Annotated in this window: 19 protein-coding genes; 13 read left to right on the top strand and 6 right to left on the bottom strand. The window is 46.6% G+C overall.

Features of this window, described 5'->3' with window-relative positions:
• The first annotated feature begins 21 nt into the window (after nucleotides 1-21).
• From N836_RS77575 to N836_RS54875, 9 genes are all read left to right on the top strand, one after another.
• Nucleotides 22-1,644 (top strand): class I SAM-dependent methyltransferase, encoded by a 1,623-nt coding sequence (locus N836_RS77575; RefSeq protein ID WP_023073372.1) that lies wholly within the window; start codon nucleotides 22-24, stop codon nucleotides 1,642-1,644.
• Between the two features lie 32 nt (nucleotides 1,645-1,676).
• Nucleotides 1,677-2,720 (top strand): NAD-dependent epimerase/dehydratase family protein, encoded by a 1,044-nt coding sequence (locus tag N836_RS54910; protein ID WP_023073371.1) that lies wholly within the window; start codon nucleotides 1,677-1,679, stop codon nucleotides 2,718-2,720.
• Nucleotides 2,721-2,762: 42 nt separating this feature from the next.
• Nucleotides 2,763-3,548 carry an acyltransferase gene (locus tag N836_RS54905; RefSeq protein WP_023073370.1) on the top strand — a complete coding sequence of 262 codons (786 nt, stop codon included), beginning with the start codon at nucleotides 2,763-2,765 and terminating at the stop codon, nucleotides 3,546-3,548.
• Between the two features lie 89 nt (nucleotides 3,549-3,637).
• Complete coding sequence (locus N836_RS54900) at nucleotides 3,638-4,834, top strand: glycosyltransferase family 4 protein (protein ID WP_023073369.1); 1,197 nt, start codon at nucleotides 3,638-3,640, stop codon at nucleotides 4,832-4,834.
• A 72-nt stretch (nucleotides 4,835-4,906) separates the two neighbouring features.
• On the top strand, nucleotides 4,907-6,307 hold the full coding sequence (locus N836_RS54895; protein ID WP_023073368.1) for an oligosaccharide flippase family protein: 1,401 nt from the start codon (nucleotides 4,907-4,909) through the stop codon (nucleotides 6,305-6,307).
• 456 nt (nucleotides 6,308-6,763) lie between these two features.
• On the top strand, nucleotides 6,764-7,789 hold the full coding sequence (locus N836_RS54890) for a glycosyltransferase family 2 protein (protein WP_023073367.1): 1,026 nt from the start codon (nucleotides 6,764-6,766) through the stop codon (nucleotides 7,787-7,789).
• 469 nt (nucleotides 7,790-8,258) lie between these two features.
• Complete coding sequence (locus N836_RS54885; protein WP_161634979.1) at nucleotides 8,259-9,716, top strand: glycosyltransferase family 39 protein; 1,458 nt, start codon at nucleotides 8,259-8,261, stop codon at nucleotides 9,714-9,716.
• A gap of 429 nt (nucleotides 9,717-10,145) precedes the next feature.
• The gene (locus tag N836_RS54880; protein WP_023073365.1) at nucleotides 10,146-11,627 is read left to right on the top strand and encodes a glycosyltransferase family 39 protein; all 1,482 of its coding nucleotides are present in this window, start codon (nucleotides 10,146-10,148) and stop codon (nucleotides 11,625-11,627) included.
• Between the two features lie 373 nt (nucleotides 11,628-12,000).
• The gene (locus N836_RS54875) at nucleotides 12,001-13,545 is read left to right on the top strand and encodes a glycosyltransferase family 39 protein (protein ID WP_023073364.1); all 1,545 of its coding nucleotides are present in this window, start codon (nucleotides 12,001-12,003) and stop codon (nucleotides 13,543-13,545) included.
• Between the two features lie 105 nt (nucleotides 13,546-13,650).
• Here the strand turns inward: N836_RS54875 and N836_RS54870 are convergent, their stop codons facing one another.
• Both N836_RS54870 and N836_RS54865 read right to left on the bottom strand, forming a co-directional pair.
• A complete protein-coding gene (locus tag N836_RS54870; RefSeq protein WP_023073363.1) occupies nucleotides 13,651-14,295 on the bottom strand; it encodes a hypothetical protein in 645 nt (214 codons plus the stop codon).
• Nucleotides 14,296-14,404: 109 nt separating this feature from the next.
• Nucleotides 14,405-15,082 carry a response regulator transcription factor gene (locus N836_RS54865; RefSeq protein ID WP_031292953.1) on the bottom strand — a complete coding sequence of 226 codons (678 nt, stop codon included), beginning with the start codon at nucleotides 15,080-15,082 and terminating at the stop codon, nucleotides 14,405-14,407.
• 161 nt (nucleotides 15,083-15,243) lie between these two features.
• On the opposite strand from N836_RS54865, the gene N836_RS54860 reads away from it, so the two are divergent.
• Complete coding sequence (locus N836_RS54860; RefSeq protein ID WP_023073361.1) at nucleotides 15,244-16,758, top strand: sensor histidine kinase; 1,515 nt, start codon at nucleotides 15,244-15,246, stop codon at nucleotides 16,756-16,758.
• Between the two features lie 32 nt (nucleotides 16,759-16,790).
• On the opposite strand, the gene N836_RS77065 is transcribed toward N836_RS54860, so the two are convergent.
• The 3 genes from N836_RS77065 to N836_RS54850 form a co-directional block, all read right to left on the bottom strand.
• A complete protein-coding gene (locus tag N836_RS77065; RefSeq protein WP_152532155.1) occupies nucleotides 16,791-17,117 on the bottom strand; it encodes a hypothetical protein in 327 nt (108 codons plus the stop codon).
• Between the two features lie 131 nt (nucleotides 17,118-17,248).
• Nucleotides 17,249-17,902, bottom strand: coding sequence for a glycine-rich domain-containing protein (locus tag N836_RS54855; protein ID WP_152532154.1), 654 nt, complete (start codon nucleotides 17,900-17,902; stop codon nucleotides 17,249-17,251).
• Entirely contained in the window at nucleotides 17,814-18,857 is a 1,044-nt protein-coding gene (locus N836_RS54850) for a DUF2207 domain-containing protein (protein WP_023073358.1), read from the bottom strand. The genes N836_RS54855 and N836_RS54850 overlap by 89 nt, the downstream gene beginning before the upstream one ends.
• A 221-nt stretch (nucleotides 18,858-19,078) precedes the next feature.
• Between N836_RS54850 and N836_RS54845 the strand changes: the two genes are divergently transcribed.
• A complete protein-coding gene (locus N836_RS54845) occupies nucleotides 19,079-20,389 on the top strand; it encodes an NB-ARC domain-containing protein (protein ID WP_023073357.1) in 1,311 nt (436 codons plus the stop codon).
• A gap of 18 nt (nucleotides 20,390-20,407) precedes the next feature.
• Nucleotides 20,408-21,517, top strand: coding sequence for a serine/threonine protein kinase (locus N836_RS54840; RefSeq protein WP_023073356.1), 1,110 nt, complete (start codon nucleotides 20,408-20,410; stop codon nucleotides 21,515-21,517).
• Here N836_RS54840 and N836_RS54835 read toward each other — a convergent pair.
• Nucleotides 21,429-22,736 carry an extracellular solute-binding protein gene (locus N836_RS54835; RefSeq protein ID WP_152532153.1) on the bottom strand — a complete coding sequence of 436 codons (1,308 nt, stop codon included), beginning with the start codon at nucleotides 22,734-22,736 and terminating at the stop codon, nucleotides 21,429-21,431. The two genes, N836_RS54840 and N836_RS54835, sit on opposite strands and share 89 nt — an antisense overlap.
• Nucleotides 22,737-22,874: 138 nt before the next feature.
• On the opposite strand from N836_RS54835, the gene N836_RS77060 reads away from it, so the two are divergent.
• A complete protein-coding gene (locus tag N836_RS77060; protein WP_200867427.1) occupies nucleotides 22,875-23,036 on the top strand; it encodes a hypothetical protein in 162 nt (53 codons plus the stop codon).
• Nucleotides 23,037-23,378: the final 342 nt, after the last annotated feature.

The following is a 23,378-nucleotide window of genomic DNA, read 5'->3' as shown; positions in this document are numbered from 1 at the left end:
AGCAACAGATTGATGTAACCTATGAACTCTTTAACAAGTACTGAAATCGATAAGGTACAGACGGTGCCCTCACCCTCTACCAGGGAGCAACTGATTCTGCTGGATACCCATGTGCATATCTATGATTGCTTTGATCTCAGCACATTTTTAGATGCTGCCTGGCACAACTTCCAGCGTCGGGCTGGCGCTCACGATCAGTTTGTCGGTGTGCTTTTGCTCGCGGAAAGTGGTTTCTACCATAAATTTCAGACACTGTTAGCCCAGGCAGATCAGGCAGATCAGTCGTCCTCGTCTGACTGGACATTTGCTGCAACAGCCGAGGCTTACTCCCTGCGGGCTTTGGGGCCTCAGGGTAAAACGCTATATCTGATTGCTGGTCGTCAAATCGTGACGGCTGAGAAGTTAGAAATTCTGGCGTTGATTAGCGATCGCATCTTTCCAGATGGACTATCAGCTGTCGAAACGATTCAATCTATTCAGAGCGCTGGGGGAATAGCGGTGTTGCCCTGGGGTGTCGCCAAGTGGGTTGGTAAGCGAGGACAGTTGATCACCCACCTGGTCCAACAAAGAGAGTTATCACCATTATTTCTGGGCGATAACAGCGGGCGACCGCAATTTTGGCGGCGACCTCACCATTTTTCTCAAGTAGAACCCCAGGGATATCCCATATTACTGGGAACAGATCCGTTACCCCTCAGTGGCGAAGCTGATCGCTCAGGGCGATTTGGTCTGACGTTTATGGGAGAATTTGACGCTGATCAGCCAGGAAACTGTATTAAGACCCACTTGCTGAATCCAGCGGTCAGCTGGCAACCCTACGGTAGCCTGGAAACACCTTTACGATTTGTTCGTAACCAGCTTAGTCTCAGGCTAACCTCCCAAAAGTCTTTACCGCCTACCATGGATACCCAGACTCCTGTAGCCACTAACGGTTTCCCGGAAACTGCAGATATCGAAACTTCGTCTGAGAATTATGCGACACGGTTTGCTGGAGCCATCGGCACCTGGTTGTTACAGGTGCAAGAGGCCGCTACCTTGAAAATGTTGGCAGCGTATCCTGGGGCCAGGGTGCTGGATGTAGGCGGCGGTCACGGCCAGTTAACCAAAGCGTTAATTGAACAAGGCTATGACGTGACTGTCTTGGGAAGTGCAGAGCAGTGCAAGGTCAGAATTCAATCCTATATAGATCAAGGACAATGTGACTTTCAGGTGGGCAATGTTTTAGATATGCCCTACGCCGACAATGCCTTTGATGTTGTGATTAGCTATCGCTTCTTAGCCCATGTCACCCAGTGGCAGCGGTTCCTTAAAGAGCTGGCTAGAGTTGCTAATCAGGCTGTCATTGTAGATTATCCAACGGTGCGAAGTGTAAATGCGATCGCACCTGCCCTATTCAAGTTCAAAAAAGGGTTAGAAGGGAATACACGCCCCTTTGTCTGTTATCAGGAGCAAGATATCCTGAACTTCTATAAATCTATTGGGTGGCACCAAAGTTTACGCTACGCTCAGTTCTTTTGGCCGATGGTGCTGCATCGGACTTTGGGGAAACCAAAAGCCTCCTCTGTTCTAGAACAGCTGCCACGACGATTGGGCCTAACCAGGCTGCTAGGTTCACCTGTGATTACAAAATTTGAACAGCTTTAGATATCTGGAATCATCTTATTTATTAAAAAAATATGGACAGTAGCCAATACAACTTACCGGCTGGAAGTCGTGCTCTAATCACTGGAGCTACGGGCTTTACCGGCTCCAACCTAGCTAAGAAATTAGTTCAGCAGGGAGTGGAGGTTGTTGCCATTGCTCGGAAATCATCTAATCTCAAACCATTTGAGCAGCTACCAATTAAATGGTTTCAAGGCGATGTTTTTGATTCAGACCTGATTGCTACGGCTACCCAAGGTGTTAACTATATTTTTCATATGGTGACGCCTTTTCGAGAGGCAAAGTCACCAGATATTGGCTACCATAACGTCCATGTTGTGAGTACACAGCTGCTAGCCAAAGCGGCTTTAAAGCAGCCGAATTTTCGACGTTTTGTTCACGTTTCTACAATTGGCGTCCATGGCCATGTTGAAGATCCTCCTGGTGATGAGAACTGTCCCCTCAAACCAGGCGATATTTATCAACAAACCAAACTAGAGGGCGAGATTTGGATTAAAGAGTTTGGCCAACAAACAAGGTTACCCGTTACTGTGGTCCGACCAGCGGGGATCTATGGCCCTGGAGAAAAGCGACTATTGAAAATATATAAAATGGCCATGCAGGGTTGGGTCCCTGCCATTGGCAATGGCAGTAACCTTCTGCACTTTGTGCATGTTGATGATCTGACCAACTTTTTTATTCATACGGCGACTCAACCTCAAGCCATTGGCGAGATATTTATTTGTGGTAGTCAGCAGGCCATTACCTTTCGGGATATGGTGAAGTTAATCAGCGATCACTATCAAGTGTCTGCCCGATTTGTTAACTTGCCCGCTGGCCCCTTATTTGCCTTGGGAGATCTATGCGAACTCATCTTTCGTCCCTTAGGCATTGAACCGCCAATCTACAGGCGACGATTGGCGTTTTATACCAAAGATCGGTCTTTCAATACGAGCAAGATGCAAACGCTATTGAACTTTGCTCCGACTCATAGTGATAAAGAAGGACTGATTGAACTTGCCCAATGGTATCTGGATAACGGTTGGCTTACCCATAGAAACCCTCAGCAAAGGGCGTGATCATCGACAGAATTCTCAGCCGTTGTTTATACCAAGTTGGCCATGATATCTTCTCCAAGTCAAAAGCGTATTGAAAAGATTCCCTTGAGTGAGCAGCTGAATCAGGGAAGTGAATCTGCATTGACAAGATATCAAACCAAGGTCTTAGGTGATACAAGACTACTGCCTTTCCTTAAATATGAGCTTTTAACATTTCTCCTGAGTGATTTGACAGGAGCCATAGGCTATTTGCTGAGGAAAAAGTTCTATCCCAGCTTATTTAAAGAGATTGGTGTAGGAGCGATATTTGGTAAAGGGATCACCCTACGCTGTCCTAGCCGGATTGCCCTGGGAAAATATGTGGCTATTGACGATAATGGGTTGTTGGATGCTAGTGGTGTCACCTCAGGCATTACCCTCGGAGATAACGTAATTGTTTCTCGTAACTGCGTCATTCAAAGTAAAACTGCTGCTGTCACCATAGGCATCAAAACAGATATTGGCTGCAACACAATTATTTCTTCCAGTGGGGGTATTTCCATTGGCAATTCTGTTCTAATTGCTGGCAACTGTTATATTGGTGGCGGTCGCTACATCCACGCTCGTTTAGATGTGCCCATGATGGAGCAAGGAGTATATACAAAAGGCCCTGTCGTTATCGGCGATGACGTTTGGATCGGGGCAGGTGCGATCGTATTGGACGGTGTTCAGATTGGCAAAGGCTGCGTTGTGGGAGCAGGAGCCGTTGTTACTAAGAATTTACCTGACTATGCTGTAGCGGCTGGCGTACCTGCAACCATTAAAAAGATCCGGAGTGAGGAGGATACAGCCAACGCTATTGCCCAATAAGTATTCTTCACAGGTACTGAGTGCCTAAAAAATAATCCTTTAAAGCCGTATAACACTTGAATTTCTAACTCTTTTTCAGGGGATATATAATGAAACGCTCAACCCTAGAACATCAGATTAGCAACTCTACTATGTCAAGGCAGAGTGATTCCAGGGTGGCCCCTATTCGGGTCATGCATGTGATTGATAAGTTGAGCGTTTCTGGTTCGGGTGTTCATGGCATTACCAAGGCAATAGAGTGGTGGATACCGCGCTTTAATCAGCAGGAGTTTCAGTTCACTGTTTGCAGTTTGCGATCGCCTGAACCAGCTGGTGAAATTCTAAATCAGCAGGGAATTCCAACAGTCTTTTTGAATAAAGGCAAGTTTTCTCTGACTACTCTCACGAGTTTACTCAGCTTGATCAGGCATGAAAAGCCTCACATCCTGCATCTCCATGGCTATGGAGCAGCGAATTTTGGTCGCCTTGCCAGCTTATTAACGGGTATTCCTAATATAGTGCATGAGCATGCTGTGCTCCCCAATCAACCTTTCTACCAAACATTGGCTGATACGCTTTTATCTCCCCTGACTACAAGAGCGCTGGCTGTCTCTGAAGCAGTCCGCGAGTTTATGATTCATGAGCGTAAAGTACAACCCACCAAATTGGAAACTTTAGTGATTGGTCTTCCCTTAGCGGCTTGTCAAGCGCCACATTCAGAAGAGTTACGGGAAAAACGTGCCGATCTTGGCATTGCTGATGATGAGCAGATTGTCTGTACCGTTGGTCGCTTGGATACTCAAAAGGGGCAGATTTATCTTTTAAAGGCTGCGGCCTTAATCCTTAGAGAACTGCCCAAAACTCGCTTTTTAATTGTTGGTGAAGGTCCAGATCGCTCAATGCTGCAGTCGGTTGCCCAAGAAGAGGGGATTGCTGAGCAAGTCGTCTTTACCGGATTTCGTAACGATGTACCAGCTCTGCTCACAATGTCAGACATTGTTGCTATGCCATCGCTCTGGGAAGGCTTGCCTTTAACCCTATTAGAAGCCATGAATTTGCATAAGCCTGTAGTGGGTACGTATGCTCAAGGAATAGGGGAAGTGATTCAAGATCAAGAGACTGGTTTCCTGGTGCCGATTAAGAATGTGGATTTTTTAGCAGCAAGGATTATCTATCTCCTAAAAAATCCACATCTGGCTCGCACTATGGGAGAACAGGGATGGAAACGATGTCAGGACTATGACATTATGCACTCGGTACAGCGCCTGAGTGACATGTACAGGACATTAAGTGCCCATCATCATTGATGCTCAACAAATGAACATTGATGTTGCGATCGCACTATAAGGAAAAGGAAAATCTTCCATGCCCATCCATCTATGAAAGCTCTGCTCAGGCGTCTAGATTTATCCTATATTTATGCCTTTCTAGGTGAGGCTACCCTAGGGCTGACCTTTGTCTTCTATATTATTCTGGCCCGCATACTAGGTCCCGAACAATATGGCGTGTTTGCTGCAGCCGTTGCCTTAGCTGGTGTTCTTTCCTTTTTGATTCAATTCGGCTTACCAGCGTTACTAGCACGTGAGGTTGCGGCTGATCCCCAGAAAGGGGCAAAGTCTACAATTACATTTTTATTAGTTGAGCTCCTCAACTCTGCCGTTGTTCTTTTATGCCTATTTCCTCTTACCCAAATGCTAGGGTTTCAGGGCAATGGCATCTTAATTTGCTACCTGGTACTTTTTACGGAGGTCTGTCGCAGTGCTAAACTCACCCTTCGCAGTGTGCTGCGCGGCATCGGTGAATTTAGTACAGAAACTATCTCCGTTACGATCGAAAGAACATTAGCCTATGGGTGCGCCAGTCTGGTATTGTTTTGGACCCAAAACATTATCTGGGTAATCGCGACAATAGGTGTAGTCCGGTCCCTAGACCTTATCGGCCTAACGTATTACATCAGTCGAAAAAATAATATATTCTCGACGTTAACTCTAAACAGTCTGTGGCAAGCGTGGCGTGCCGCCTATCCGTTTGCTATATCAGGTGTGCTTTGGATTCTGTACTATCAGGTTGATATCCTGACGCTGCAATGGCTAGCGCAACCCACAGAAACCGGTTTCTATAGCGCAGCCTATCGTATTATAGAAATCTTTTCTGCGTTACCCCGAGTGATCTTTTATGTAACCTTTACGAGATTTGCTAAATACTATAGTAAACAACCTGAAAACTTACCCAGGGAAATCTATAAATCGACCAGGCTCTTGTTGATGGCCGTGCTACCTGTGGTAATTGTGGCTGGCTTTTTGACAGATGTATTAGTTAATGGGCTCTATGGTGAATCCTTTGAGCCTGCCGTTTATGCCCTGGCTATCCTCATACCGAGTCTGGGTATCAAGTTATTTGGAAATTTAGCACAACAATTTCTTGAGTCTACAGGACGCGAGAAATTTCTTCCCCCACTGCTGTTGACAACGGTCATTATTAATATTGCTGCTAATATTATTCTAATTCCATATATAGGAGCCTTAGGTGCTGCGATCGCAACGTTATTAAGTGAAGTGATTCTGGCCATTGTAGGGCTGATTATCATTTCCCGATTAGGGTATCACCATATAGGGCGACAGCTTCAGAAAATCTCCCTCCTGAGCCTATTGGCAGCCTCAGTACCTTCCTTGATCAGGATTGGGTTAAACCCTTGGTTGGGTAGTGCTCTAATGCTAGTCAGTCTTTTTTCTATTGCCATATTGATGAAAAAGAAAACGTTTCTAGAGAACCCAGGCTAGACCATGGCCAACCAATCAATATAGACTCTTGAAAAACATCATGAAGAGTATGTAAAGTTGGCTTGTTACCTCAGTGGAACTACTGTGTTCAAAGTATGATTATTGGAATAACATTGATGCCTTCGGCAGTATTAATGTTTAGGCTGGCTGTTGTAATCACGTAGTCATAGCCCAAAACAATTGATTCCGTATCGAGAGCTAGCCGTTCCCTGGTGTTCCTGTAGAAAGTAGACGTCTTAGGAAAAGGCTGTTCACTCCATGACTTTTTTCAGCTTGCCTCAAGTTAAGGGTTAGATATCAAGACTCTATGCTTGTAAGAAAAAGACTATTTGTTGTGTCTCGTAAAGTTTAACTTGTGTAATTAGCTAATTATTGGTGTGCTAAGACCTTCAGTAATTAAGTTGTCTGTTGAACTCAGCATTATTTATTCTTCTCAACCCCTGAGGAATTAGAAATATGGCATCTTCCCTCTCAATTTATGAAAAATTGACCTCAGAACAATCTACTGCTGAGCCTTCAATACAACCTGCCAGGTCGGAAATATACTTGTCTATTGTTATTCCGATTTATAACGAGGTTGATAATCTCACGAATTTAATCGATCAGGTAGCTGGAGTTTTGGAACTATGCTCCTATTCCTATGAAATTATTTGTGTTGACGATGGTTCTCGTGATGGATCTACAGAATTATTGCAAAAGCTTGCAGCTATTCGTCCAGAGTTAAGAGCAATTCTCTTCCGCCGCAACTACGGGCAAACAGCTGCGATGGCTGCAGGATTTGAATATGCTCAAGGTCAAGTTATCGTTACTTTGGATGGAGACTTACAAAACGATCCTAGGGATATTCCCGCCTTACTAGACAAGCTAGCAGAAGGGTATGACCTAGTTAGTGGTTGGCGAAAGCAAAGACAGGATGCTGCTTTCACCCGTCTTCTACCTTCAAAAATTGCTAACAAATTGATAGGTAAAGTAACCGGTGTCCGACTGCACGACTATGGTTGCTCACTCAAAGCCTACAGGGCTGAGTTAGTTGCGGATATGAACCTATATGGTGAACTTCATCGTTTTTTGCCAGCGTTAGCGTTTATTGAAGGAGCCAGAATTGCCGAGCTTCCGGTTCGGCATCATCCTCGTCGCCATGGCCAAAGTAAATATGGTTTGGGTAGAACCTTTCGGGTGATGATGGATCTGATGACAGTTGCGTTTATGAAAACATTTCTAACCCGACCCATGCATGTTTTTGGGGTATTAGGCATGGTATCCCTATCGGCGGGTTCTGTAATAGGGCTTCATTTGTTTGTTGTGCGAATTATACTGGGCCAGGCAATTGGAGGTCGCCCCTTGCTTATGCTTGCGGTTGTTTTATTCCTAGCAGGAATTCAGCTTTTCTGTTTTGGGTTATTGGCTGAGTTGTTGATGCGCACCTATCATGAATCGCAAAATAAACCTATTTACCGAGTTAGAGAGAGAGTCGGGTTCTAAAAGAGAAAAGCTTTAAACTTGTAGTTCTAGTTTTAGAAAATGCTCATCCCATCAAAGGGATGAGCATTCTGTTGTCATTCAGATAAATATCATACCCCGCTAGACCTGACTATCATTGGGGCTAACGGGGTATGGCTTTGGTAAAGAGAGAATAGCTGAAGTGATCCGTGTGGAATTAAGTGGAGCTTTTTCTTGTTATGCAGCCCCACAATACTGACTATCGTATGTACACTTTATATATTGTTGCCTTTAACAATCTAACTTAGCAGAGACTCTAGCAAGCGCAGAGATGTGAATTCTTTAGCTGATCTTTACAGGGTGTACTCTTATGAATAGTTTCCATAGAGAAACCGATTTCAGGTTGAATGAGATTCTATTGAGTGTGGTTGCTATCTCGGTATGGCTATGGATTGGGCATGATGGTCGATTGCATTGGGATGAGCCAGGGTATCTCTATACGGCTGTGTATGTGCCGTGGCAACAGATTCTCTATGAAGGGTTTGAGCCTAGCAATATAACAGGATTTAACGTTTCTCGGCTTGGCCATCTGGCAATTATCAAATGTATTGCTGCATTGTTTGGACCTGGCATTGCTCTAATTAACGCAGTGGCAGCTGTATATTTAATATTCCTAATGGCATTAGCTGTTGCCGGATACTTTATCCTGCGCTTATTGATGCCTAATGCAAAGGGACTAGGTCGGGCTACGATTATTTCTCTCTTTGCGCCAATGACGGTTTTTCTTGCTTTTAAAACTTGCCCCGATCTGCCTGCCTTGCTATTCTCTGGGCTATCCTGTCTTTTTCTGTTACTGTCACTTGAGCGCAGATCTTGGTTTAAGTGGTTTTTACTATCTGCTATTTTCCTTGCACTGACAGGATTGACAAAACATGTCCATGCATGGATGTATATTTCTCTATCTGGGACTCTTTTGCTATTTGGCCGATATCGGTGCTCGTTTCGACAGGCTCTTTTCCGAGTAACGGCTATTGGTATGACTGCGTTGCTTATCTTTGGGATTACTTTGTTTGTACTGAGAATTCCAATCAGTCAATTCCTCGGTTTTATGGTGGTTGCTAGTAAGGTCAATGAACCAATTCTCGCTAAACTGTTGAAGCTAGTGCTTACCTATGGTTTGTTTTTATTGGTTCTACCCTTAGCATGGCTAAACCCTAATCGAAAATGGAAATGGTTTATGATTGCCTGGTTTGGTCTGGCAACCGTTCCATTTCTTATTATTCTTTCACGGCTTGAGGTTCGTTACTTGACTCTGAGTGCTGTCCCACTTTCTGGTCTTGTTTGGCTGGCGTTGGATAGCTTAAATTCATGGGCAAACTATTTCCCAAATCGCTCTCGTCAACTTATGTGGACTGTTGCGATGGTGAGTGCAGTTATTGTTGCGATACTGGTGCAGCCGTTAACGGAACATGAGTTAAGAATTGATCAATTTGCCTCAACTATTCAGACTATTCAGGCTGATGCGGAAGAGCAAGAGTTTTCTGTGCTGATTCCTTGGGAATACGCTGATTTCCATTATCTACGGGTTGCTTATCCAGATCTAAACGTTTTTAGCGTGCATGAAAATAGTGACTTAAGTCCAGAAAAATTAGCAGACTGGAAGCATTTTCAGAATAAGTATTATGGTGAGCGTGTTTTGCATACTCTAGATGATATAAATGCTTTGCCAGGATTGAAGTACTACGTTGGCTATGGAGCTACGTTTTCAATTGAGAATTTAAGGCAGATGTTGGAATATTTGCCTGCGTCAGATCTTCGCCAGGAAATATCCGCTAAAGTTCAATCGATGTCTCCGTTGAGGCATATGGAAAAAAGCTGGATGTGGAATCACCCTAGTGTGGAACTTCAAGTATTTAGGAGGGTAGGGCATTATCAAATTTTTAGGGTGGACTTGTTGCCATATTCATAGGCATTTGATTTTCCTTTGTATAACCTTTATGAAAATCAAGTGCATAGAATCTTAGATCCTAGAACGTGGAAAAGTGACACCTAAAGCGCATTCCGATAAAAGTGGTTGCAGACGTTATAAAATATACCTTGTTACCTAAATGAAGCATTGGTAATCTAATCGATGAAACCAACATATCAGTAATGTTTGAAACTCATGAATTCAGTCGTTGATTCTATGCTTAATTAGCAAATGCTTTTGTAGTATTTGTTAACTTACGCCATTCAAATTAGGGTTGAAGATAGCTATGAATTTCAGTTGGATTTGTAATCGGTAATCAATGTTAGATTTATGTGAGGGTAGTACTTAAATACTGTCAAAAGGTCTTGACTTCAATCTGATTAAACTTGTCAGCTATCTTAAATAGTCCTACTGAGAGGATTCAGTTAAATGGATATAAATCGGCTCAGACCTATTGAAAAAAATTATCAGAATGCCAGGCTCAATCTTAACCAATGGGTACCAATTGCATTGGTGATGCTCCTGGCTATGGTCTTATATTTTTACGGCATCAATGCTGAGGGATTATGGATTGATGAATTAACCAGTATTGAAGATGCGCACGACTCCCATTGGAAATTTGATGTCAGACCGCTTTATTTTATATTGCTAGGGCTGTGGATGCGGTTGGGTAACAGTGATGCCTGGCTGCGGAGTCTATCAGTTATTTTTGCGATCTCAACAATCTTTCTGCTGTATCGGTTAGGGCGTCGGCTGATAGGAGAAAAAGAAGGACTGATTGCAGCGGGCATGCTGACTCTTTCTCCTCTATTCATCAACCATGCCCAAGAAGTGAGAATGTATGTGGTCTCCACCTGCCTTGGAGTAGCTGGAACTCTGTTTTTAGCTAACGCAGTGACCGGAGAGAAACTCAAAAATCCCAGTCATGTCACCTTAGCTGGCTGGTGTGTTCTCCGCTTATTAGCGATTATTACAGTGCCGCTCAATGTCACCTTGTTATTCGCTGATGTCTGTGTCTATGGGCTGCGGTTTCGCCAGCACCGTCCAGCGTTAATCCGCTTTGGAATTTGGTTGGTTCTCCTACTGCTGTTATGGTCTCCCTTTGTTTTATCGGTCTTTCAGGCCATTGCCCCAGACTCTGCCTACGCATCTCACCACCCTGGTCGTAATCCTCCAGAATTAGCCAATATGGTACGTACCTTAAAATTTTGGACAGTCTGGCCTTTCTCAGTTCAAGCCAATGCCATGGCTGCCAATTTTTATCGACTGGTAACCGCTTTAGTGGCCGGTATGATCGGCCTGGCAGTATTACAGAAACATCGTTCACCGGGTGTCCTCTGGGCGATCGCCTGGTTTACCCTACCGCTAGTCCCAATCATTGCTTTCTCGTTTATGTCGATACCCATTTGGGTAAATCGCTATTTACTCTTTGTCAGCCCTTACCTATTTGTAGTGCTTGCAGCTGGATTGTCCCGACTATGGCGACAATGGCGACCGGCGGCTGTAGCGATTGCCTTGATCTATTTAATCGCAGCTGGCGGTGGGATGATGCGATATTATACCGTACAAGATAGACCTGACTATAAATTTGTTGTCGAAACAATTGAACAAAATGAACAACCTGAAGATATAGTTGTTTGGGCTTTCTTTGCTCGCAAGGTCGTCTTAAGTCACTACTACCAGGGCACTGCACCCGTCTATTCCAATAAGACCCGGGGGGTGAAAAGTGATGCTGAAATCAGCCAGTGGCTAGCCGATTTCCCAGATGCACCTGCTCGTTTGTGGTTGGCCTTAAAGGTGAATGAGGATAACTATCCCAGATTTGAGCAACAAATTGAGAGCCAGTACACCTTAGAAGAGAAATATCAATATGAGCAAGGCTCTAAGCTACTGTTGTTAACTAAGCGGTAACCAATCTGATATCTTTTCACCTTAATACCCTGTTTTGTGGCACATATTGTACTGAGTCAGTGTTCACAAAGTTATTGCCGTATTTGTACTTATTCTAGATATGGCTAATCTGGGTAAGATTATTGAAAATGGTCCGTACCTCATCAAGACGTGTTGAAGACATCACTGATCTAACGGAGCCACACGGCACAGCGTGTGTTGCTGCGATTACTTTGAGACATTGTCACCCTTGCGTTTATCTTGATTTACGGCTGTCACTATGTACAATTCTAGACACGCCAGCTGAGCTAGCCGATTTTAAACTGCTAGAAACAATGATGTTTTTATATCTTTGAAGAGCTGAACTCAAACCCTTTTATAGCCAAAGTTTAGGATGACAATTACTGCGAATTCACGGCTAGCAAACTTAGGTAGCTTAGCATCCCAGAAACCATGGATATTAATCGTTCCAGTGCTGCTAGTGTCAACAGGATTAGGCTTTTATAAGCTGGGCGCGGAAAGTCTATGGATTGATGAGCTTTACAGTGTGTATGATGCGCTGCAAATTGACCTCAATCCCTTAGAAATTGTTGGTAGGTTTTCACAAGTTCGGCCAATTTACTATCTTCTTTTGAGGATTTGGACGCTGTTGGGGCAAGGTGAGATTTGGCTGCGCACCCTCTCTGTTTTGGTTGGCGTTGGTAGCGTATTTTTAACCTATCATCTGGGACGAAAAATTGCAGGGGTAACGGTTGGGATTGTGGCGGCGCTAATGTTAGCGTTGTCACCCATGTCTATCTACTTTTCCCAAATGGTGCGCATGTATGGCTTGGGGATGTTTTTCGGGATTTTGGGTAGCCTTTTTCTGGCGCTAGCGTTGGAAACACCTAGGGCAAAATACTTGGCCGGTTGGTCGATTGCCCGTAGTTTAGTCTTTTTGACAGCACCTCTAAATATAACGCTACTAGTCCCTGATCTGATTTTGCTAGGGCTAACATTTCGCAGACGCCCGCAGGTATTTAAAGAGGTGGGGAAATGGCTGTTATTACTTTGTCTTCTGTGTTTGCCGTCTGTCTCCTCTTTGGTGGCTGATGCCTTGCCGTTTCTCAAAAAAGCCCTTGGCTTAGTGGAAAATGTTGCTGCCGCTCAAAGAACAACTTCATTTAATTTACCCTTAGACCTGTTTCGAAAAGTTAGAAAGTTTACGATATTTCCCTTCCCATCGACCTCGGTTTTGGAAAGCCGGGTTTTACAAGCGTATACGTTGGTCATGATCAGTGTCATGGGAATTGCATTTTATAAAAATCGGCATGCATCTCGGATTTTCTGGGCGGCAGCCTGGGCGTTTATACCCTGGTTTGTGCATGGGGCTGTTTCCTCTCGGATGTTGTTTGATCGATATGTTTTTTATACGGCTCCATATTTGCTGATTCTGTTGGCAGCTGGGCTGGTTCGGGTTGTGAGAATGCATCGGGTGGTGGCGGCTGTCATTGCGATCGCATACGCCGTCATCGTTATGATGGGTCTTGCCCGGTACTACAATGTGCAAGACCGGCAAGATTGGCGAGCCCTATTTGAATTTGTTAATCAGAATGAACAGCCCGGTGACGTCATTATTTATTCGATGGAATTGGTCAATCCAGATAAGTTTAGCAATGCTCTGAAGTATTACCACAAGGGTGATGCAGCGATGATTAACATTCGCGAGCTTTGCGAAAGCCGTAATATTACGACGCCGGAGGCGATGCTAGAGCTACAACAGGTATCAGCGAATCTGGATGAGACTTGGTTGCTGTGTGGTTCAGGCTTTGATCAAGATAAATTTCAAACTGTGTTAGGAGACTATGGTCAGGTGGAAGGACATTGGCAATTTGTCAATAACGGATTTTACAGGCAGGAAGACTACATGAACCTGTTCAAAATCAATTTGAATTCCTAAACTTGTCTTAGCACTCCTGCACCTGCCATAGCAAAAGGCTCTCTAATATTAGAGAGCCTTTATGTAGTCCTAGTGTAGGTTGTGTGTTAGAGGAGTGTCTGAGATTTAGAACTTAGCGCCGCATGCTATGAGGTTGTCTTCAATTTGCTGCAGCTGTTCAGGGGTCAGAATAGCCATGACGTTCTGTTCATACTCTACTTCTGCTGCTTCAATTTCAGCGGCTTGCTCCGCGCTGGGTTCTGGCATAAATGCTTCTACTTCAGCATCCAGTTCTTCTTCTAGCATATTCACCTGTTGCTGCTGTTCAGGAGTTAGGATGCTCTGTAGTGTTTGGTCGTACTCTTCCTCAATCATATCTAAGGCTGCTTCTTGATCTTCACTTAGTTCAGGTTCAACCTCATCTTCTAGCACTTCAGGCGCGACGCTGGCGATGGTGCTTTCTGCCCAAGCATCGAGCTGAGCAACTTGCTGTTCTTGCTCAGGGGAGAGCATTGATGAAATTTGTTGTTCAAAGGAGTCTTCTAACTGCTCTATTTGGGCTTCTGTTTCAGGAGTTGTAGGCATGATAGCCTCAATCCTATTGTCTAACTGCGCTTCTAATGCTTGCAGTTGTACTTGTTGCTCTTCGCTCAGCTCAACGCCATCAAACTCGGTGGGACAGGCAAATTCTTCAGCGTGTGCCTGACGGGTTAAAGGCATTACAACTAATGCGATCGCACCTAGTAGGGTAGACAAAGTTTTAAGTTTCATAATCTTTTGGAAATTAGCATTTCCTTGAGGCTACGTCACCTACTCTAGAGAACGGTTTGGAAGAATCCAGGGAATAATTCGGGTAGAAATCGGTTAGTCGCCCTCAACCCTACAACTGCTTCAACCGATACCCCACCCCGTGCACTGTCTCAATAAAATCTGAGGGAGCGCCTGCCTTTCTTAGCTTTTGGCGTAAGCTTTTGAGATGAGATTTAACCGTTTCTTCGTCGGGAAGCGTCTGGGGAGACCAGCACTGATCAATTAAAACTGACCGACTTAACACCCGTCTGCCGCTACGCAAAAATAGTTCCAGCAGGCTAAACTCCTTAGGTGTTAGCTGCAGGGGCGCACCATCATAGAAAACCTCATGGGTGGTTGAATCGAGCTGAGTCTGACCCCAGGCCAGCATGGTGCCAGTGTCCTGCAATGTGCCGCGACGGAGTAATGCTCGCAGTCGGGCTAATAATTCCAGCAAATCAAAGGGTTTAACAACGTAGTCATCGGCACCAGCATCAAGGCCAGCTACTTTATCGGTGTTGGTATCTCGGGCTGTGAGCATGAGGATGGGTAGCCGTCTACCGGTTTCCCGCAGCCGTCGACACAGATGAATGCCGTTGATTTTGGGCAGCATGACATCCAGTACCATCAGGTCATAGGTTAAATCCGTTGCCTGCACCCAACCCATTTCGCCGTCCGTGACCCAGTCTACGACGTAGCCTTCATCGGTCAGCGCTTCATTCAATCCCTCACCTAGCTGCAGGTCATCTTCGACTAAGAGAATGCGCATGGGAAAATGTTGCCAGTTAATTACTTGGCATTGCTGACCCTTGATAATCAGCAATGGCCGTTACTCTGACTATAACGACGGTTAAATCGCGCTGTCTAGATTATTGTGGATCTGCAAGATAATGATTCAGTATAGAGACCGTTCTGGTTTCCTTTTGTCCGATGAACCTTTTACGTACTCAGCAATGGCTAACTGTGGGCTTTGGTGTGGCGATTGCGGCACTACTGAGCACGGCCCTATTGGCCCGTAATGCCATTGTGGAAAGGGTCCATCCTGAGCGGGTTGAGATAGAAGCTGATGATTATACCTATCTAAATGGTCTACTGGTTGCGATCGCGGAAGCTGAGTCCAGCTATCAGGTCTATCTCTCCACAGGGGATGAAGAATCCCTGGAGTTCTACCAAACAAAGCTGGAACTAGTGAGCGGCTATCTGGAGGAGCTGGAGACAGAGCAGGCTATTTTTGAACAAGAAATGGCCTTTGAAGATGATTTAGGCTATAGAGAAGCCCTGGAACGCCTGATAGGAGCTGCTGCAAACCACATTCAAATATTAGAAGAAGCCCTTGAACAATACAACAGCGGGCAGCTGGATCTATCGACTCAATTAGAGATTGCTCAACAAAGTAGCGAAGCCAGAGTCGATGCTCACCTGGCTTTACAGGTGCTACTGGATGAAAGCAATACAGAACGTCAGTGGGAGATGGCTGATACCAGTGTCAGTATTAATAATGATCTGTGGTTAATGGGATTAGTAGCTGGGTTTGGCAGTGTTGTTTTAGGGATTTTGTATAGCTGGTTAATGCAAACCCTCAGACAGAACCAGAAACAATCAGAGATACAACAGATAGAAACCAAAAACCTAACTGAAAACTTACAGGTTAAAACCACCGAGCTAGAAACCACAAAAAAGCTGCTGACAACAGAATTAAATCGCCTGCAAGAAATTGAAACCACCTATAAAGAGATTGAACAAGCCAAGGAACTAACCGATCTCAAACTCAACTTTTTCTCCTTAGCTTCCCATGAACTAAGAACACCCCTGAGTGCGATTCTAGTATCAGCGCAGCTACTGGATAATCGCAATGTCACCTGGTCTGAGGAAAAGCGATCCCGTAATCTCAGACGTATTCAGTCTGCAGCCAAAACCATGGCGCAGCTGTTATCTGATATTTTGCTACTGACCCGAGCCGAAGCAGGCAAGTTAGAGTTTTGTCCTCAAACGGTTGAGCTACAATCCTTTTGTAAGCATCTGGTAGAAGAAGTCAAGTTTAATACTCAGTCACAGCACCATATTATTGTGCAACAACAAGGCACCTGTGATGAGGCCTGTTTGGATGAACGCCTGCTGCGAGCTATGTTGATGAGCTTACTGACCAATGCCATCAAGTATTCGCCCCCAGAAAGCGAAATTCAACTGACGATTTGGGGGGAACAGGGACACACGCGTTTCCAGGTCAGTGACCAGGGCATTGGTGTGCCCGCTGCCGACCAGCAACACCTTTTTGAATCCTTCCATCGTGGTCAAAATGTCAAGTCATTTTCTGGGACCGGCCTAGGGCTAGCTGTTGTTAAAAAATGTTTAGAACTCCATGGCGGCAAAATTGAGGTGGAAAGTCAGGTGGGTGTAGGAACCACCTTTTCTGTGGATATGCCTTGGGTGGAGGAAACAAGCTGAGATTCTGTGGAATTCTCCAGCGTCGAACTAGGTTACTCCGCGATAGGAGCGAGCATCATCAGCGTAGAGTCGTCATCTCCTGCTACGGCAGGTTGCAGCAGGTCAAATAGCCCAGGATACTGGTCAGCCATTTCTTGCTCGGTGAGGGCGGCACTTAAAACAGTGCCAGCTCTGTCTGCGATTGAGTAGCGATAACCGCTGGGGTGAGAGGTAATTGTGACGGTGCGATCGCGAAGCTCTAATTGACTAATCACTGGGTAAGTATCGCCCTGGGTGAGGGGCTGTTCTGCTTGGGCCAGACCCGTTAACCCAGACACTGAAACCGCTATGAGTAAAGCTGCTGGTATAACCTTTAACATCAGACCGACCTCCCATGAGTTGATGTGCATGAAGCACGCTTGCCTTTAAGGCTATCCTAACGAATCAGCTGCAATGTGGATGTTGTGCCAGTTAAAAGTTGTCTACTCCACGCTCAGACTTTTATTTAAAACTAACCCCTAATTTTTTTCTGCAGTGCTGCAGATAGCCCTTTAGCACCACTGAGTTTAGGCAGAAGCCAGTTGCGTTGCAGATTAATGCGTACAAATTCTAACTCTTGTCCAAAACGCTCTCTCGGATCGGGCCAAATATCTTTGGGTGGCGCTTCTCCAAAGAATTGTCGATAGCTCCCTAGCGTGCGGGTATACCAATCAACAAACTTCTCCTGTTCAGCGCCTCCCCCTTGGGTAGGTTCATGGTGCAACGGTGTTTGCAAAATGTTGGGACAAAAATTTTGCCAGTAGGAGCGACTATAGGTGAGATGTAGGTGCCATACTTGATCCACTTGATCGGACGGGGTGACAGGATGTCCGGCGGCCAAGGCTAAGAAGGCAAATTTCTTGTACTCTTCAATCACTCTGCAGGTGTACATAAATGACCAACAATTTTCCTGGGCCAGGCGTTGGCTAAAGGAAAACTGTGCACCGGGCTGGTCGAGGGAATAGGTTTGAAGACGATTGTAAAGTTCGGTTTGCTGGTGGTTCATAGTTGTTGGTTCATGGTTCGCGCTGTTTGCATTAACCGCCGCCACCGCACCCGCCACTACCGCACCCGCCACCGCCGCACCCGCTGCTACTACAACCACTGCCGCCGCTGCTGCCGCCATCGTAACCACCCCAAACACCATGGGAGCTTGAAGAAGATGATTTGCGGGGAATAGTGCGGTTAAATTTGCGATCGTAATTGCAGTGTTGGCAGGTGTGGCTGATTTCTCTTTGACCTCGGCTATAGCGGGTTGCGTTTTTCACAACTCGATGGGTGCGCTGTAGGGTAAGTTTGCCGCAGTTGGGGCAGCGTTTTCTGATAGCTATGATGGCTCCAATAATGGAGATAAGAATGGTGCCTGGGCCTGCCCAGCTAAATAATACTACTAGGGATGAGGGTTTGGCATGCCAATAGTCTGTCTGGGCTTGTGAGACATCGAGGGCACTGGTGGGGAACTCTACTCGGATGTTTAAAAACTGTTGGGGTTCGAGGGCTCCATGGGCAACAAATTCGAAGGTGGTGGGGTTGAGTTTGCGATCGCGACTCGCCACTCCTTCACCCTGAAAACTAGTCACCTGATCTGCCAATGCCTCTGGTACCTGCAGCGTCACCCGACCGCGATTAATGGCAGCACTGCGCTCAGGGAAAAGCGCATTCCAATACAGCTGGCTGCGGTTACCCTTTACTTGTACACCGCCAACAACACGGTATTTGATCACAAAAGTATGGGTAGCGGGGATATTTAAGGGATGCTGCCAGCGAATCCAATAGTTGTTATTGCGATTACCAGTTTCAATGGCTAGAGGTTCGTTGTTCTCATAAACGGTGACATCGGCAATGTTATCAATTCCCTCTAGCGGAATATAGCGATACCGTTCATTACTGTGACTGTCTGTAAACACATACGTTTGTGTTTCTGTTACTAACAAATCACCATTGGCTGCTAAGGTCATATCCACATCAATGGAGTCCCAAAAGAAGGGGGTGGCTGCCTGGGCTAGGCCAATGCTAAGACAAAGAACACAGGCGCAGACAGCAGCAAAAAATCGCCAGTTTGTTTGTTTGAAGGCAATCATAAGCTCATTTCTGGTGCGTATGACCTCAGATTAGGCGGGGTGGTTGTTGGTTAGAGGCTGTTGCTGGTTATGGATTTGGTTATGAAGTGTGGAGTAGGGCATAGGGATGGGGAGTGGAGGGGTGAGCCTAGCTTTTGGTCTGAATGCTGGTGCTGATCATGTATAGGTGCATATCCCTGAAGACGATCGGGTAATATCATTCATAGTTCGTTGTCCTATCGATGGCTACAGAACAGCTTTTTGAGCAAGCGTCAGCACAGTGGAATTTAGAGCCGCTTTACGGGGATTTGGCGAAAGCTAAGTCTGAACAGATGCCCCATAAGCGCTATGGGCTCACAGATTTAGAGAAAACGCGGCTGCGGGGACTGCTGTTGAAACATAGTCCTGCTGAAATCTCTGGCCATGAGGGGATTGAAGCCCGCACGGTGGAGGTGGCCCTGAGTCAGGGGCTGTATCGCTATGTAGAGCAACTGACGGGGCGCGATCGCAACGCCCTAGACAGCTGGCGTGATGTGGCCGACTGGCTAGAAGCCGCAGGCTACCGTACCACCCAAGTCGCTATCAACTGGGACCAAATGCCCGATGTCCCGGTGCTCTATGGCCGTCAAGTCGAGCTGGATCAGCTGCAGCAGTGGATGCTAGGCACATCCGCCTGCCGATTTGTGTCGATTATTGGCCCCGTGGGCATGGGCAAAACCTCCCTGGCGATTACCTTGGCCAAGGTCGTGCAAACTCAGTTTGACGGCGTTATTTGGCAATCCCTGCGTCACCGACCGACGCTGGAAAACGTGCTAGGACAGTGGCTAAATGAATTGCCTGACGATGTCATTCCCCATTCTGATGAATGGTACGACCAGCTCGGTGCCCTGATGGCATACTTGCAACAACACCGTTGTCTGGTGGTGCTTGACAATCTAGAAAGTATTCTCAGCAGCGGCAGTCTGGTCAGCGAGTATGCGCCAGATTACAGCAACTATCGCGAACTGTTAAAACGCTTGGGTGAACAACCCCACCAAAGCTGTATTGTTGTCACCAGCCGCGAACGTAACCGAGAACTTGCTGGCTCTAGAGCGGCCAATAGCCCTATTCGTTATTTAGAATTAGGAGGTCTAAAGTACGATGATGCGGCCCAGCTACTAGTGGCAGAACGTTTGCCAGGATCAGGTAAACCTCACTGGAAAGGCCTGATCAACCAGTATCGGGGTAACCCGCTCATGCTGAGAATTGTTGCCATGACCATTCAGGAATTGTTTGACGGCGATGTGGATCGCTTCCGCAGACATGGCCGCACCATGTTTGGCGATATCAAATATCTGATTGATCAGCAGTATGAACGCCTGTCCGCCGTAGAACAAGATATTCTGGGTCAGCTGGCTGAGAAAGCCCAGCCTATGTCCATTGAAGATATTCAGCACCCAGATGGTCTAGCCGCTATTAGTGCCCTGCTGAGCAAGTCCCTAATTGAAAAAAGCCCTGCTGGTTTTACCCTGATTCCTGTGGTGATGGAATATGTGCGTGAACAGCTACCCTAAGACCAGCCCGGAGCAGCCATGAGCTACTGTATTAATCCCCGGTGTGGTCATCGCGATAACCCCGACGGACTGTCCCATTGCAAATCGTGTCAGACGCCGTTGCTGATAGAAGGGCGTTATCGACTGCTACGACCGCTGCGGGAGTTAGATGAATGGGAACCCTCTGAGGTGTTTGAAATTGATGACCAGGGGCAAACCAAAGTGCTCAAGGTGCTCAAAAAGAAAATTCTGCAGCCCCTGTTTGAACGCGAAGCTGCCACATTGCAAAGTCTTAAACACCCTGGCATACCTCAGGTAGACCCCGATGGCTATTTCTCTTTAGAGATTGAAGGCCGTCAGCTATTTTGCCTGGTGATGGAGAATATCCAGGGGATTAATCTGGATAAGTGGCTGCAACAACATGGCCCGATTGACCAAGCAACGGCCATAGATTGGATGAAACAGCTGGTGGACCTGCTAGCCCAGCTCCATCAAGAAGAACTGTTTCACCGAGATATCAAGCTCGCTAACATCATGCTGCGACCCACCGGACAGCTGGCTCTGGTGGACTTTGGTACTGTACGCCCCATGACCAGTACCTACTTTGCCAAAGTGGCGGGTCAGCGAGACATTACCAGTGTGGTATCACCGGGATATACGCCCCTGGAGCAAATCAACGGTCGGGCGGTACCGCAGTCTGACTTTTACGCCCTGGGCCGTTCCTTGGTTTATTTACTGACCGGCAAACACCCCATCGACCTCCCTGAAGATGACACCACCGGACGGCTTACCTGGTTGGAGCAGGCGGTTCAGCCCATCGACGACTGGTTTGCCCAACTGCTAGATGACATGATGGCTCCCTTTCCAGGGCAACGCCCCCTCAATGCTGAAGTACTGCTAGCGCGGTTGCTCAATCCCGTGCGGTCTAATATCAGTAAAGCAAGCCAGGAGCAGACCAAGATTCGTTGGCTCCTGGCTGCTAATGTAGGACTGTTGCTATTGCAACTATTTGTGGGCTGGCAGTGGTGGATGGCTCGGCAGCGGCTGGCTGAACAGTCCTTTAACCGCCCTGGGATAACGGACGCAGCAATTTCTCCGTCTCCGTTTGAGCCCACTGCATCGCAGTTTCGGCAGTCCGCTGACCGCTAAGCACATCCCCCAGGGCGGTTTGTAAAATCTCGGAGGCGGCTCCGTATTCTTTGATAAAGGGACGGAATGTGGATGAATTTTCCAGATAGTTCAGCAGCAATGGCATTTGAGGGTATTTCGCCACAATGTCTGGGTCTTGAAATAGGCTGGAACGACTGGGTAAAAAGCCGGAGGCGAGGACAAATTGTTTTTGGGCAGCTTCGCTGGTGAAGTATTTAATTGCCTCCCAGGCTGTGTCAGGGTGAGCGGCATTCTGGGCAATCCCAAACCCCCAGCCACCACGACAGCCGATCCCAGGGGTGTTGTTAAAGGAAAAGGGAAGTGCGATCGCAACCTTATCCGCTAGCTCTGAACGCTGGATCTCCTCCCAAAAATACGGCCAGCCCCGCAGAAACAGTGTCTGCCCCTCCATAAAGCGCTGCAGACCATCCTTTTCAGTGTAAGTAATCACCTCATCTGGGGAGATGCTCTGTTGAATCAGCTGCTTAAGCAACGTCGCCGCTTTGATGGTAGTTGCAGTATCTAAGCCCACCGCTCCCGTCGTTGGCTCAATCCACGTAGCGCCCATACCGCGCATCACTTCGACAAAATTAGCAACCAACCCTTCATACCGGCTACCTTGCCACAGATAGCCAACCGATGGTCTGAGAACATTCACCATCTGAGATAGTTCAGTCAGGGTATTTGGCAGCGTCATCCGCGCCTGTTTGAGCAGATCCTGGCGGTAGTACAAAACCCCGACATCCGCCCGCATGGGTAAGCGATACAGGCGACCATCCGCTTCACCAGCCGCGACTTCAGTGGCTAAAAACCCTGAAAGGTCCAGCTCATCTTGCTCAATATAGGGAGTTAAATCGTGTAGACGATCGGCAAACTGTAGCGGCCAAACAATGTCCATATATACCAGATCGTACTGGGCGACATCCGCTTGAAAATCCGCTGTATAAATGGCTTCGCGCTGATCCGTGGTGTAGCCCGTCTCTGGATCGGTGACTAGATTAATCCGAATATTAGGATGAGCTTTTTCAAAGCCAGTAATGACAGTTTCCCAGGGCTGCACCTCATCCTGGGGGACCACAAAGGACAGGTTGATCGGTGCTGACTGTGGCCAGGTCAAGCCCCACAACAGCAAGCACAAAACCTGCACCGCCAGGGCTAACATCAGCAGCTTTAGCGGTTTAAACCATCGTTTTGTCAGGCGGCTAACACGCACGTTCACACCACGAACTGGGCGTTTCTATGATAAAGCGATCGCGCCGGTCTGATTTTCATCAAGCACATTAGATTCATAACCGTCGTTATGGCTTCCCTGATGGGCGATCTTCCTACGATGCATCTGTCACTCTAGAAAGCCACCATGGATAGTCGATGGAGATTTTCCCTATGCAAGTTGTTTGTATGGGTTGCTGCAGAAATTGTATTGTCGATGCTCGGTATTGATGATTTAGCAGACTACAGCGAATTTGTATTTGAGAAAAAAGTACCCGCCCTCATCTTTCAAGACTTCGAGAGGCCATAAAGCATGGCCAAAAACTTAGCCTCCCCATCCACCCATCCACCCATCCACCCATCCACCAAACCCAGACCTTCATCCTTGTACAACCTACCTGCACTCACCAGACAACGCACTACAGCTGAACAAGATTCCTAACCTTAGTTATGAACTGCATAACCCTTTTCATCTGTACCGTATGTTTGACTAGCCAGTTAACTGGTGATTCATCACCAGGTTACGTCCTCCGTTGATGCTTTAGCATCTGCTTAACCCCCGATAATGGTTTTTGTTGCCCCTGGCAGCTAGCCCCCTCACTATCATTGAGCAAGTGACATTGATTCAAGTGATATCGGGATTCAGCAACGG

The organism is Leptolyngbya sp. Heron Island J, assembly GCF_000482245.1.
GTDB lineage: Bacteria > Cyanobacteriota > Cyanobacteriia > Phormidesmidales > Phormidesmidaceae > Leptothoe.
The sequence above is the reverse complement of the archived record's forward strand: the minus strand, read 5'-3'. Positions and strand labels throughout refer to the sequence as shown.